This window comes from Pandoraea sp. NPDC090278 (assembly GCF_044772185.1).
GTDB lineage: Bacteria > Pseudomonadota > Gammaproteobacteria > Burkholderiales > Burkholderiaceae > Pandoraea.
This window is the reverse complement of record NZ_JBIVYJ010000001.1, coordinates 1,435,343-1,449,438: the sequence shown is the minus strand read 5'-3', so window position 1 is coordinate 1,449,438 and position 14,096 is coordinate 1,435,343. Positions and strand designations below refer to the sequence as shown.

7 protein-coding genes are annotated in these 14,096 nt (G+C 65.6%); all 7 read left to right on the top strand.

Annotated features, from left to right (window positions below; all coding sequences use genetic code 11):
- The first annotated feature begins 169 nt into the window (after positions 1–169).
- The 7 genes from bcsB to ACIQWO_RS06185 all read left to right on the top strand — a co-directional run bounded on the left by bcsB (position 170) and on the right by ACIQWO_RS06185 (position 13,943).
- Positions 170–2,527 (top strand): cellulose biosynthesis cyclic di-GMP-binding regulatory protein BcsB, encoded by a 2,358-nt coding sequence (gene bcsB, locus ACIQWO_RS06215; RefSeq protein ID WP_402820640.1) that lies wholly within the window; start codon positions 170–172, stop codon positions 2,525–2,527.
- Entirely contained in the window at positions 2,528–3,778 is a 1,251-nt protein-coding gene (gene bcsZ, locus ACIQWO_RS06210; RefSeq protein ID WP_402820637.1) for a cellulose synthase complex periplasmic endoglucanase BcsZ, read from the top strand.
- Entirely contained in the window at positions 3,763–7,617 is a 3,855-nt protein-coding gene (locus ACIQWO_RS06205) for a cellulose synthase subunit BcsC-related outer membrane protein (RefSeq protein ID WP_402820634.1), read from the top strand. Before bcsZ ends, ACIQWO_RS06205 begins: the two co-directional genes overlap by 16 nt.
- An 80-nt stretch (positions 7,618–7,697) precedes the next feature.
- Positions 7,698–8,477, top strand: a complete 780-nt coding sequence (locus tag ACIQWO_RS06200) for a cellulose synthase operon protein YhjQ/BcsQ (protein ID WP_402820632.1) — start codon at positions 7,698–7,700, stop codon at positions 8,475–8,477.
- A complete protein-coding gene (gene bcsA, locus ACIQWO_RS06195) occupies positions 8,474–11,158 on the top strand; it encodes a UDP-forming cellulose synthase catalytic subunit (protein WP_402820629.1) in 2,685 nt (894 codons plus the stop codon). The genes ACIQWO_RS06200 and bcsA overlap by 4 nt, the downstream gene beginning before the upstream one ends.
- Positions 11,159–11,176: 18 nt before the next feature.
- Positions 11,177–12,817, top strand: a complete 1,641-nt coding sequence (gene bcsG / locus ACIQWO_RS06190) for a cellulose biosynthesis protein BcsG (RefSeq protein ID WP_402820626.1) — start codon at positions 11,177–11,179, stop codon at positions 12,815–12,817.
- A 127-nt stretch (positions 12,818–12,944) separates the two neighbouring features.
- Complete coding sequence (locus ACIQWO_RS06185; protein WP_402820623.1) at positions 12,945–13,943, top strand: aldo/keto reductase; 999 nt, start codon at positions 12,945–12,947, stop codon at positions 13,941–13,943.
- Positions 13,944–14,096 lie beyond the last annotated feature (153 nt).

The window sequence follows — 14,096 nt, the reverse complement described above, 5'->3', positions numbered from 1 at the left end:
GCAAGCTAGCATGGCGCAACGTGCCATTTCCAGACACATGAACTGCGCTGTCCCGCCGGGCCTGGGTAATCTTCGGATTGCCTGACGACGTGATGTGACGTCGGGTCAATGGGGCGCGTTCGTGTGGATGTGGCGAACATGCAGCGCAAGAACAGACGAGGCATCACACATGCAGCTTCGAGCGTCTTGGTCGCGTTACACGAAGGTCTCAGCCATCTGCCTGCTGGTCGCCGCAGCGATGGACCCGGGTGGTGTCATGCTTGCGGGAGCAGCGCCCACCGGAGGCCGAACAGGCAAAGCCCCGGCACCGGCCGGTGCCACAGCCACACCGGAAGTCGCCTCTGGGGCGAGCGCAGCAGCGGATGCGTCAGGCGCAACGGCGCCGGTCATCGCGCCTGTGCCCGGCACCAGCCAGCGCACCGTCACGTTCGCCCAACTGGGGCAGACGAACGGGCTGCGTCTGCGCGGCACCGAAGGGTCGGGCGACGTCAACTTCGGAATCCGACTCGATCAATCGGTCGCATCGGCCTTGCTCCGGTTGCGCTACGCCTATTCCCCCGCACTGATTCCCGATCTCTCGCAGCTCAAGGTTTATCTGAACGAAGAGCTGATCGCGACGTTGCCGTTCAACAAGCAGGACGGCGGCAAGAATCTCGTGCGCGACATTCCGCTCGACGCGCGCATGCTCTCGGGCTTCAACCGTGTGCGCCTCGTGCTCATCGGGCATTACACGATGGAGTGCGAAGATCAGATGCATTCGAGTCTGTGGGCCGATATCAGCCCGCAGAGCGAGATCGTCACGAGCACGCAGCCGCTCACGCTGCGCAACGATCTCTCGACGCTGCCCGCCCCGTTCTTCGACCGTCACGACAACCGCGATCAGGCCGTACCGTTCGTGTTCGGTGCGCCGCCGTCGCTGGCGGTGGTCCACGCCGCCGGTGTGGTGGCGACATGGGCCGGTGCGATTGGCGACTACCGTCGCACGCGCTTCCCGGTCAGCGTGAATGCGTTTCCGTCCAAGCATGCCATTGCGTTCGTGACGAACGACACGATGCTGCCCGGCCTCGATCTGCCCAAGGTCGATGCGCCGACGCTGCGCATGGTCTCGAACCCGAACGACCCGTCGCTCAAGCTGCTGGTGATTCAGGGGCGCGACGCCAAGGATCTGGAGACGGCCGCGCTGGCGCTGGTGTCGGGCCGGGCGGCGCTCTCGGGCGACGCGACCCGCATCGCCGAGCTCAAGCAGTTGCCGCCGCGTCCGGCTTACGACGCACCGCGTTGGGTGCGCACCGACCGTCCGGTGAAACTGGGCGAACTGGTCGATAACCCGAGCGATTTGCAGGCGAATGGCTATATGCCGTGGCCGATCCGCATCCAGCTCAATCTCCCGGCCGATTTGCTGACGTGGCAAAACACCGGTGTTCCGATGGATCTGAAGTATCGCTACACGCCGCCGGTCAAACCGGACGACTCGTCGATGAGCGTGTCGATCAACGACCAGTTCGTGCGCGCGTATCGCCTGCGCTCGGCGGGTGCGAGCAGCGACAAGAGTCATATGCTTGTCGAGCTGCTGTCCGACGGCACGATGGCCGACCGCAAGGAAGTGCGCATTCCGGCGTTCCAGGTGGCGTCACGCAACTCGCTATCGTTCCAGTTCGCGATGGAGCCGCACAAGGAAGGCATGTGCAGCCAGACCATCACCAATGCGGCGCGCTCGGCCATCGACGCCGATTCGACCATCGACTTCAGCGGACTGCCGCATTACGCCGAGATGCCGAATCTGAGCTTCTTCGCGGGCAGTGGCTTCCCGTTCACCAAATACGCCGACCTTGCGCAGACGGCGGTCGTCATGTCGAAGACGCCTGACAAGGCGGAGCTGGAAACGGTGTTCTCGGCGCTCGGCCAGTTCGGCCGCTCCACCGGCGTGTATGCCGATCGCTTCGAAGTGCTCGACACCACGCAGACGGATCGCTTCAAGGATCGCGACCTGCTGGTCGTCGGCGGGAAAGATGCCGCCGATCTGCTGACCAAGTGGGGCAAGAACCTGCCGCTCGTCATCGATCAGACGCGTCGCGTCATGCAAGCTGAACCTCAGGGCTACCGTGGCGACGGTGCGACCGGCTCTGCGCTCGCGGCCAGCCGCATCGGGCCGCAGCGCATGGACGCGGTCTCGCAAGGCCCGCTGGCGGCGCTGGTCGGCTTCGAATCGCCGGTGAGCAGTTCGCGCTCGGTGGTGGCGATCAACGCGTCGAGCGACGACGGATTGCTGAGCGTAGTCGACGCCATCGACACGCAGGGCAATGCGATCCACGGCGATCTGGCGGTCGTCAACGGTGCCAGCACGGCGTCGTACCGATTGGGGAAAACGTACTTCGTGGGCGATGTGAGCTGGTGGACGCGCATTCGTTACCACCTCTCGAGTCATCCGATTCTGGTCGGCCTCGCCGCGCTGCTGGCGGCGTTCGCGATAGCGCTCAAGTGTTTCGGCTGGTTGCAGCGTCGCGCCGCACGTCGACTGGAGAAGTAAATGACACGCGCCGATGCTGACAGACGGCGCCGTCGGGCCGTGCTGCGGGCGCTGGTCGCCTGTGGTGCGGGGCCAGCGCTCGCCGGTCTGACGCCCGCCGCGCATGCTGCGCCCGCTGCGGCTGCGAAGCCGTCGGGGGCGTCTGCGCCGGGTGCGACGTCTGCGGCCGGTGGTAAAGCCTGCCCGCCGGTCGACTGGCCCGCGTGGACGCGCTTCAAGGCGGGCTTTCTGAGCGACGACGGCCGCGTGGTCGATCACAGCATGGACGATCAGCGCACCGTCTCCGAGGGCCAGGCGTACGCCTTGACGTTCGCTGTCATCGCCAACGACCGGACTACCTTCGACAAGGTGCTCGACTGGACGGTCGACAATCTCGCCCAGGGCGACCTCACCGCGCATCTGCCCGCCTGGCTGTGGGGCAAGAAGGACGACGGTCAGTGGGGTGTGCTCGACAGCAATCCGGCCAGCGACGCCGACATGTGGATCGCCTACGCGCTGGGCGAGGCGGGACGACTCTGGAACGTGCGTCGCTATACGGCGCTCGGTGCGCTCGTCGCGCGTCGTATCGCGTCGGAAGAAGCCGACTTCATCCCCGGACTCGGACGCACGCTGCTGCCCGCGCCGGTGGGCTTCCATCCGGCCAAGGATCTCTGGCGTCTTAATCCCAGCTATGTGCCGATGCAAGTCGTGCGGCGTCTGGCGGGGCTCTTTCCCGAGAGCGGCTGGGGGCAACTGATTGCGTCCTCGCTCAAGCTGATTACGTTGACCGCACCGCCGCTGGGCTTCGCACCCGAGTGGGCGATGTACCGCGCGGGACGCGGTTTCGACATCGACCCTGAGACGCAGGGTGAGGGGAGCTACAACGCCATTCGTGTGTACCTATGGGCGGGCATGCTGGCCTCGGGCAGCGACGATTTCAGGGCACTGATGCACACGTTCCCCGGCATGTTGAAGTACGTGGCTGCGCATGGCGCGCCGCCCGAGCGGGTGAACACGCGCGACGGCACGGCGAAGCAGGACGGCGGGTCAGGCTTCTCGGCGGCGCTCGTACCGCTGCTGCAATCCGTTGGCGACACGGCGCTCGCACGCGCACAGGCTGACCGCGCCCGTTCGCTCGACGCTCAGTCGCCTCCCGGCTACTACAGTTCCGTGCTCTCGCTGTTCGGACTGGGATGGCACGAAGCGCGTTTCCGTTTTGCGGCTGACGGCACGTTGCAGGTGCCCTGGGAGGCGGTTTGCGCGACACGCTGATCCGCTCCGCTTGCATGACGTGCCTGCTGATGGCCGCAGGCGGTGGGCACGTGCGCGCTGCGCCCGCGCCTGCGAACAGCACGGCCAAGCCCGCCGTTGCGGCGAATCGCGACGTGAGCAACCTGCTCTCGAGCGCGACGCTGTGGCATTCGCGTCATCGCAACGATCTTGCGCGTGCCGCGCTGGAAAAGGCGTTGCTCGTGCAGCCGGAGCAGCCGGACGTCCTGTCGTTGCTCGGACAGGTCGATATCGAAGAGAACAAGCCTGCGGAGGCGAACAAGGCACTGCAAACGCTGCGTGCCCGCTATCCGAACGCACCGGCGACCAAGGCGCTGGCCGACGTGATTCGCATCAACACCGTCGACAAATCGCGCATCGCTCGCGCACGGCTGCTGCAACGCAGTGGTCAGGCCGATGCCGCCTTCGCCGAATACAAGGCGCTGTTTCCCGACGGTCCGCCCACGGGGGATCTCGGTGTCGAGTACTACCGGGCGCAGGCCAACGCCACAAACGGCTGGCCTGCGGCGCAGCAGGGGCTGGCGAACTTGTCGAAGGCGTCGCCCGAGGATTCGCGCGCGTCGCAGTCGTTGGCCGAGCTGATGATCGACCGGCCGTCGAGCCGTCTAGCGGGCACGCGGATGGTCGCGGATCTGGCGGCGCGTCCGAATGCCGATCTGAACGCCTTGCTGCCGCTCTGGCAAAAGGGGCTCTCCAAGGCAGACGGCAATCTTGCATGGCTGCCGCTCTATCAACGCTACCTTGCACTCGCGCCGAACGACGCCGACATCCGCGCGGGCTACGACAAGCTGAACGCCCAGCAGGCCGCCCGCACACGCATGCTGAACGACCCTGCGTACAAGTCGCGTCAGGCGGGCATCAAGGCGCTGGATCAGGGGCGTCTTAACGACGCCGAGAAGTCGCTCGATGCTGCGCGCGTCAAGCGACCCAACGATGGCGAACTGCTCGGCTCGCTGGGTCTGGTGAAGATGCGTCAGGGCGATCACAAAGGCGCGCAGGAACTGTTCGCGCAGGCCTTGCGTAAGGATCCGGATAACGCGGGCAAATGGCGCGGCCTGCTGAAGACGTCGCAGTTCTGGGGCGCGATGTCGCAGGCGCGCGACGCCCGCGATGCCGGACGTCTGGACGAAGCGGACCGCCTTGTGCGCGGCGCGCTCGCCAGCGATCCGAACAACCCCGACGGGCTGGCGCTGCTTGGCGACATCGCGCTCGACGACAAGCGCGACAAGGACGCCGAGCGTCTCTTCCAGCAGGCGCTGAAGATCGAGCCGGACAACGACACGGCGCTGCGCGGCATGATCACGCTGTACTCGCGTCAGCAACGCCGTGCGGAACTGGCGAGCCTGCTGGGCGATCTGCGACGTCGTTTCCCGCAGGACAAGGCGCGCTTCGACAAGGCCGAGGCGGCGGCGCTGTCCGACGACGCCGATCGTGCCATGGCCGAAGGGCACAACGGCCCTGCGCTTGCCGCGCTGGAGCGCGCCGTCGCGCTCGATCCGGGCAACGCGTGGACGCGCTACTCGCTCGCCAGCCTCTATCGCAAACTTCGTCTGCCGCAGATCGGGCGCGAAGTCATGGCCGAAGGCATGCGTCAGCCGCTGGAGGCCGATGACCGTGCGCAGATGCTTTACGCACAGGCGATCTATCTCAACGTGATCGACGACGAAGCCGGTGCCCGCGAATCGCTCGCGCAGATTCCGGCGGCGAACGTCACACCGTCGATCAAACGCATGCAGACGACGCTGGCGATTCGCGACACGGCCCGTCTGGCGCGCGAGGCCCACGCGGCGGGCAACGAGGACGAGAGTGAGCGCCGCTATGGCGAAGCCCTCACGATGGCAGGCGACGATCCGGAGCTGATCGGTGAGGTTGCGCGGGCACGCGTATCGGCGGGGCAGCCCGATCAGGGGCTGGCGCTCATGCGCAACTGGCTCGCGGCGCACGCCGACAAGCCACAGCCCGACGCGCAACTGCGCTACGCCGAGTTGCTCAGCACCGCTGAGCGCGACGAGGAGCTGGGCACCTTCCTGGCGAGCATGGACCCGTCCACGCTCGGTGCCGACCAGCGCGACGAATGGCAGGATCTTCAGGACCGGCTGGCACTGCGTCAGGCGGACCGCGCCCGCGCGTTGGGCGACTTCGACACGGCGCAAAAAAAGCTCGAGCCGCTGCTCTCGCGTCAACCGCCGGACAAGCGTGCGCTGTCGACGCTGGGCGACATCTATTTCGACGAACGCCGCTTCGACGACGCCCGCAAGATTGCCGAAGACCAGATCCGCCAGGATCCGACGAATCAGGATGCTCGTCTGTCGCTCGTTCGCGTGCTCTACGAGCAGCAGGACGACGCGGCTGCCAACCGCGAACTCGACCGTGCGCTCGCCGAAGCGTCGCCGGACGACGTCTGGACGCAACTCGCCGCCGTGCGGCGTCTGACCGCGATGGAGCGCTACGACGAAGCCATCGCGCTCAACGACCGGCTGCGCACGCAGTTCCCCGACACCTCGGCTGTCACCGTGCAGCGCGGGCGCATCGCACAGTCGCAGCGTCACTACAACGAAGCGAAGGGATGGTACGACCAGGCGCGCAAGGAGGAGATCGTGCAGGGCGCACTGCCGGGTTACGACGGCATGACGTCGGCCCAGTCGGCCATCGATTCGCTGGAGTCGCGTCGCAACAGCTACGTCGCGGCCGGGTACGAAATCGACCAGAAGAAGGGCGACGGCGGTATCTCGATGTTCAATGCCCGTGCCGTCCCGCTCTATGGTCAGTACGCCGTGGGCTACGACGGCCACGTCTTCGCGCAGACGGATTACGTCAGCGCCGATTCGGGTGACTTGCCGCTCAATGGCACCTCGGAGTTCGGCACGCTGCCGTTCCTGAACGTGCCGTCGTTCCGGGCGGCGAATCCCGGCGTGCTGAGCGACTACGGCACGAAGCGTCAGAAGGCGCACGGGCAGGCGCTCATGCTCGGCTACGAGAACGACTGGATTCGCGCCGATATCGGCCACACGCCGGTCGGCTTCCCGATTTCCTATGTGACGGGCGGCGTGCGACTGTTCGGCAATCTCGGGCGCTACAACTACTGGGTCGACGCATCACGTCGGCCGATGACCGGCAGCATGGTGTCCTACGCCGGGGCGTATCTGCCGCTGCCCGAAGTGTTCGGCGACGGCAAGTGGGGCGGCGTGCGTCGCGATGCGATCACGTTCCACGCGTCGCGCGACTTCCTGAAGTGGGGCATCTTCGGCGAGGCGAGCGTGGCGCGTCTCACGGGCGAGAACGTGCTGAACAACTCGGAAGTGTCGGCCCGTGCCGGTGTCGACCTGCCGTTGATTTACAAGCGCGATATGCGCCTGAATACCGGCCTCACGCTGTTCTTCGACAGCTTCGCGCAGAACGAACGCTATTACACCTACGGGCACGGCGGTTACTACAGCCCGCAAACCTATGTGTCGCTCACGCTGCCGCTCGAATGGTATGGCCGCACGCAACGCTGGTCGTATTACCTGCGCGGCTCGGTGTCGTTCTCGCAGAGTCAGGAAAAGGCCATGCCGTACTTCCCGACGAATGGCGCGTTGCAGGCCGCAAGCGGCGATCTGACTTACGGCTCTGGCGGCGGCTTCGGCGTGGGCTTCTCCGTGACGGGGCGCGCCGAGTACTGGGTCAACCGCCATTGGGTGATCGGTGGACAGGTGCAGTTCGAGCGTTCCGACTACTACGCGCCGAATCGCTTCCTCGTCTACATGCGCTATCACTTCGACGCCCGCCGTGGCGACGTGCCGATGCCGCCGTCGCCGGTCCGCCCGATCTGGAGTTACTGACACATGAGCGCTCGCGTCGATACCGAAGTCCTGATGACGAACGACGTTGTTCGGTCTGAGATCCCGACCGGGGAGGGCGCATGCTGACGCTCATCGCTATCGTTTCCACTGCGGGTGGCGCGGGGCGAAGCACCGTGACGGCCCATCTCGCTGCGCAGCTCGCCCACGCCGGACAGCCGGTCGCCGTACTGGAACTCGATGCACAGAACGCCATCGGTGCGCTGCTCGGACTGCGTGAGACATGCGAGACGGGGGTGCTGTCGTCCGGCGTGGCACCGGACGGCTGGCGCGCGGTGTTGCGCGACACGCCCGCTGGGGTGCCGTTGCTGCCTGCGGGACGCACGAGCGTCGCCGATCTGTCTGCGATGGCGCAGTGGTTGCAGGGCGATGCGGGCGGATTGCGTCGCCAGTTGACGGCCGTCGGCTTGCCTGAAGGCGCGCGGGTTCTGATCGACACGCAGCGTCTGCCCGATGCCATCGCACTCGCCGCCGTGGCGGCGGCCGATCTGGTGCTGGGTGTGGTGCCCGTGACGACGGCCGGTTACGTCACGCAACCGGATTTGATGAACGCATGCGACGGTCGCGTGCAGATCGTGCCGAACGTGGCGGCTGCCAATTCATCGCTCAACAACGATTTGCTGAATTTGATTCAGGGACGCGGTGGCGACGCGGTCGTCCCGGTGCGCATCCATCGCGACATTGCCGTCGGCATGGCGGCGGCGAACGGCGTGACGCTGGCCAAAGCGGGCAACGGCTCGCAGGCCGCGCTCGACTTCATCCATCTCGAAGCGTGGTTGCAGCGCGCGACGGCGGTGGGGGATGGGAGTGAGGGCACCGCCAAGGGAGGCACTCGCCGATGATCAGCGACGCGCTGCGCTCCCTCTACCGGCTCGGACGCGACATCCTCGCGGTGCGTCTGGTTGTGCCGCATCGCCCGGACGGGCGTCCGCCGGGCGTCATGCAGTGGGTGCTGGCCGCGACGGTACGCTCGCCGCAGCACCGGTTGTGGATCTCGCAGATGTCGGACCATGTCGTGGCGCGTCTGGCGGTGCGGCTCGACGTCCGGCAACTGGACGAATGGCGCGACTGGTGGCTGCGCGCAGTGTTTCAACCGGCGCGCTCCGGTCGTCCCGACTACCCGGGCCGGGCCTTCGCGTGGTTCAACGAACGTTTGACGCAACGGTTAGATGTCCCCGCCGATGCGGGCTTCTGGCAGATCGTGGGTGCAATGCTGTGGCGTCGCGCCGACCGGCGTCCGGCGTTTCCCCCCTATACGGCATGGCTCGCGTTTCGACGGGGCAACGAACGGCTGCGTCTGTGGCTCGTGCAGTCGCTCTTCGGCATTCCACCCGATACGCCCGCCGAACTCGCGCATAAGTTCGACCGGAAGCTGGAAAAGGTCATGCAATGGCGCGTGACGTCGACCGTCGTCGCCTTGCTGGGGCTGTTCGGCGTGTTCTGGATCGTCACCACGCCGTTCGATCCGTTCTCGCAGTTGCTGTTCTCGATCTGCACGCTCACGCTGGCGCTGGTGTTCCGGCGGCTCGACAGCCAGTACTCGGTGCTGGTGCTGATCGGCCTGTCGCTCACGTCGACGGTGCGTTACGTGTGGTGGCGTCTCACGCAGTCGCTCGCGTTCGATACCGTGGCGGAAGCGACCGTCGGCTACACGCTCGTCGCAGCCGAGATGTACACGTGGATGATTCTGCTGTTCGGCTACATCCAGACGATCTGGCCGCTGCATCGCCGCATTACGCCGTTGCCGCCGGACACGCGCGAATGGCCGACCGTCGACGTCTACATCCCGACGTACAACGAGGGGTTGGATGTGGTGCGCCCGACCGTGTATGCCGCGTGCGGCATCGACTGGCCGCCCGAGAAGCTCAACATCTATCTGCTCGACGACGGACGTCGCGAGGAGATGCGCGAGTTCGCGGCGCAAGCCGGGGTGCATTACGTGACGCGCCCCGACAATCGTCACGCGAAAGCGGGCAACATCAACCATGCGCTCGGCAAGACGCAGGGCGAGTTCATCGCGATCTTCGACTGCGATCACATTCCCGTGCGCTCGTTCCTGCAAACGACGATGGGGTCGTTCCTTAAGGACGAACGTTGCTCGCTCGTGCAGACGCCTCACCACTTCTTCTCCGACGACCCGTTCGAGCGCAACCTCGCCACACGTGGTGCGGTGCCGAACGAAGGGCGTCTGTTCTACGGGATCGTGCAGGACGGCAACGACTTCTGGAACGCTTCGTTCTTCTGCGGTTCCTGCGCGGTGCTGCGCCGCACGGCGCTCGACGAGGTCGGAGGCGTGGCGGTCGAGACGGTGACGGAAGACGCGCATACGGCGCTCAAGATGCACCGTCGCGGCTGGAACACGGTGTACCTCAAGGTCGTGCAGGCCGCAGGTCTGGCGACGGAATCGCTGTCGGGGCACGTCGGGCAACGCATTCGTTGGGCGCGCGGCATGGCGCAGATCTTCCGCGTCGACAATCCGCTGTTCGGCCGAGGCCTGAAGATCGGTCAGCGCATCTGCTACGCGAACGGCATGCTGCACTTCTTCTACGGCATTCCGCGCATCATCTTCCTGCTCGCACCGATCTGCTATCTGTTCTTCGGGCTGCATATCGTGCAGGCCGCGGCGTTGAGCATCTGCGCTTACGTGCTGCCGCACATCGCGCACGCGAACATCGCCAACTCGCGCATTCAGGGCAAGTACCGGCACTCGTTCTGGTCGGATGTCTACGAAGCGGTGCTGGCCTGGTACGTCGCGCTGCCGACGACGGTCGCCTTCATCAACCCGCGCTACGGCAAATTCAACGTGACCGCGAAGGGCGGGCTGATCGAACAGAGCTTCTTCGACTGGAGCATCTCGAAGCCGTATTTGGTGCTGCTCGGCTTTAACGTCGCGGGCTTTCTCGCGGGCATTCTGCGCTACTTCTACGGTCCCGCACACGAGTCGGGCGCGTTGGTGTTCAACCTGCTCTGGGTGATGTTCAACCTCGCCGTGCTGGGGGCGGCGGTGGCCGTGGCGACCGAAGTGAAGCAGGTGCGACGCACGCACCGGGTGTCGATGCGCATGCCCGCTACGCTTTATCTGCCGGACGGCCGCACCGTGGCCTGTCACACCCGCGACTTCTCGGGCGGCGGGCTGGCACTGGTGCTGCCGGTCGTGGTCGATCCGGCTGTGGGCACTGAAGCGCACGTGGCGCTTGCACGGGGCGCGACCGAGTACGGCTTCCCGGTGAGTGTCGTCGGTGCGCGCGGCAACCAGCTCTTCCTCGCGTTCATGCCGCTCACCGCCGAGCAGGACAAACATCTCGTGCAATTCACGTTCGGACGTGCCGACGCGTGGCGCGACTGGGATGCCGAGCGCACGCGCGACGAACCGATCAAGGCGTTGTTCGAGATGCTGGCGATGGGGTTGCGAGGGTATCAGGTGCTGGCCAATTACCTCCTGAGCAAGCTGGTAACGCGCTGGCAGAATAGTTTGCGTGGGGCACGGCAGGCGTGGCGCGATTCACCCGATACGCGTGCGTGAGACCAAGGAAACCATACGATGGGCATCTGGAACCTCTATTTCATTCTGAAGCTGTTGCTGCTGTGGGCGGGCATCCTCGGCTTTCACGTGCTGCCGAACTTCGTCTTCGCGCTGTTCCTCGTGGTGCGGTTGCGCCCGCGCTGGGCAAGCATTGCGCGACAGGTCATCGCCATCCCTGTCGGCGCGGCGCTGCTTTACTACGACTCGAATTTGCCGCCGTTCGGACGCTTCATCGAACAGTTGCCCGCGCTGATGCAGTTCCGTTTCTCTTACATCATCGAACTGCTCGGCCGCTTCGTTTCGGCGCGCGACTGGTTGTTGCTCGCCATCATGGTGCTGGCTTACTGGATCGTGAACCGCTGGGTGCGCGTGACGACGTTCGTCCTGCTGGCCTTGCTGATCGTGCCGGGCGTGTTGCGTGTCGGCACGCTCGTCTCCGTCTCGCCGGTCGTGGCCGCGCAGGGCGATACCACGGCGTTGGCGTCCGGTGCCGCGACGGGAGCACCCGCAGCAGGTGCGGCGAGCGGCAGCAGCGAGTTCCTGACGGGCGACGGCGACGTGCCGCTGGGCGCGAACCCGAACGCGGCGCTGAACAGCTTCTATTCGCGCGAGCTGACGCGCTCCGTCTCGTTGCCCGCGCAGGCGGGGGCAGGTCCGGACTACGACATCATCTTCCTGCACATCTGTTCGCTCGCGCAGGACGATCTCGACGTCGACAACCTCGACAACCTGCCGCTGCTCTCGCGTTTCGACTTCGTCTTCAAGAACTTCAACTCGGCCGCCAGCTATAGCGGCCCGGCGGCGATTCGCGTGCTGCGCGCCGGTTGCGGACAGCCGGAGCACAAGGCGCTGTACGACCCGGCCGGACCGCAGTGTTACATCATGAGCGATCTGAAGAACCTCGGTTTCACGCCGACGCTTGCGATGAACCACGATGGTCACTTCGACAACTTCATGCAGGAAGTGCAGCAGAACTTCAACGTGCAGGGCGTCACACCCTTCGACAATACGCACACGCGTGTGGCGATGCGCGCGTTCGACGAGACGCCGATCCGCTCGGACGGCGACGTGCTGCAATCGTGGTGGAAGCAGCGCACGGCCATGCCGGACAAGCGCGTGGCGCTTTACTACAACACGATCTCGCTGCACGACGGCAACCGTCTCGAAGGCTCGAAGCTCAGCAGCGTGCAGAGCTATCCGTTGCGCGCGAAGACGATGTTCGACGACTTCGGTCAGTTCATCGACACCATCGCGAAGTCGGGACGCAAGGCGGTCGTCGTCTTCGTGCCTGAGCACGGTGCGGCAATACGCGGCAGCAAGTTGCAGATCTCCGGCATGCGCGAGATCCCGCTGCCTGAGATTACGCACGTGCCGGTGGCCGTGAAGCTCGTCGGCTTCGGCGACGGGGCCGCCGCCTCACACGGCACGCCGGTGACGATCTCCACACCCACGAGCTATCTGGCGATGATGACGCTCATCTCGCATCTGATCGCCAACAACCCGTTCGCGGGCACGCCGGATCTGGCGCAGTACGCCAACGATCTGCCGCAGACGGCCTTCGTGTCGGCCAACGAGCAGACGACCGTCATGAAGTACGGCGGCAAGATGATGATCCGCGGCGCGGATGGCGTCTGGCTCGATCTGAAGTCGCTGGAATAGCCTTTGAGGCGCGTGCGTCGCCACAGCGTTGGGCGGCGCACGCGTTTTCCCGGAATCGCGCATACTGTGCACCTTGTCCGCGACGCCGGGCATCGCTATTCACCAGTACTTGCCTCCGGGAGTTACCGTGCAATACACGAAATTCGGCCGCACCGGCCTGACTGTTTCCCGCCTGTGCCTGGGCACCATGACGTTCGGTCTGCAAACCGAAGAAGCCGCCAGCCACGCCATTCTCGACCGCACCGCTGAGGCTGGCGTCAACTTCATCGATCTCGCCGACGTCTATCCGCTGGGGGCCGACAATTCGCTCGTCGGCCGCACTGAAGAAGTGGTGGGCCGCTGGCTCAAGGGCCGTCGCGATCAGTTCATCGTGGCGACGAAGGCCTGCGGACAGATGGGGCCGTCGCCGTGGGACAAGGGCGCGTCGCGCAAGCACTTGTTGAGCGCCATCGACGCGTCGCTTAACCGCATCGGCACCGATTATGTCGACCTGTATCAACTCCATTCGGACGACACCGACACGCCCATCGACGAGACGCTCGAAGCGCTCGACACTATCGTGAAGTCGGGCAGGGCCCGTTACGTCGGCGTGTCGAACTACCTCGCGTATCGTCTGGCACGCGCGCTGGGCCGTGCCGACGTGCTGCGTGTCGCGCGTTTCGTGTCCGTCCAGCCGCGCTACAACCTGCTGTTCCGTCAGATCGAACGCGAACTGCTGCCGCTGGCAAGCGAAGAAGGGCTGGCCGTCATCCCCTACAACCCGCTCGCGGGCGGTCTGCTGACCGGCAAGTACCGCCACGACGCTGCGCCGACCGAAGGCCGCTTCACGTCGGCCACGGTGGGCAAGGCGGGGGCGATGTACCAGCAACGCTACTGGCATGAGCGCGAATTCGAGACCATCGAAGCGCTCAAGGGCATTGCGAACGATGCAGGCGAGTCGCTCACGCGTCTGTCGCTCGCGTGGGTGCTGGCGAACCCGACCGTGACCTCGGCCATCATTGGCGCAAGCCGTGTCGAGCAACTGACCGAGACGCTGGGCACCATCGACTACACGCTGCCGCCAGAACTCAAGGCAAAGCTCGACGACGCATCGCACGCCTATCGCTGGGGCGACGCGGCACGCTGAGCGGTCGCCGCAAGCTTCGTCTCACGCTGACGCCACAGGCCCGCTATGCCGGGCCTGTGGCGTTTTTGCGTTGCGTCAAAGGAAGCGAAGTCCGACGCCCATTTCGGTCGGATAAGACGCGCGGAGGGTGGCCTTCGCGCCCTATCGAGCGGT

Excerpts from the sequence above, each read along its gene's own strand:
- bcsB (WP_402820640.1), top strand. The coding sequence starts at position 170 with ATGCAGCTTCGAGCGTCTTGGTCGCGTTACACGAAGGTCTCAGCCATC.
- bcsZ (WP_402820637.1), top strand. The coding sequence starts at position 2,528 with ATGACACGCGCCGATGCTGACAGACGGCGCCGTCGGGCCGTGCTGCGG.
- ACIQWO_RS06200 (WP_402820632.1), top strand. The coding sequence starts at position 7,698 with ATGCTGACGCTCATCGCTATCGTTTCCACTGCGGGTGGCGCGGGGCGA.
- bcsA (WP_402820629.1), top strand. The coding sequence starts at position 8,474 with ATGATCAGCGACGCGCTGCGCTCCCTCTACCGGCTCGGACGCGACATC.
- bcsG (WP_402820626.1), top strand. The coding sequence starts at position 11,177 with ATGGGCATCTGGAACCTCTATTTCATTCTGAAGCTGTTGCTGCTGTGG.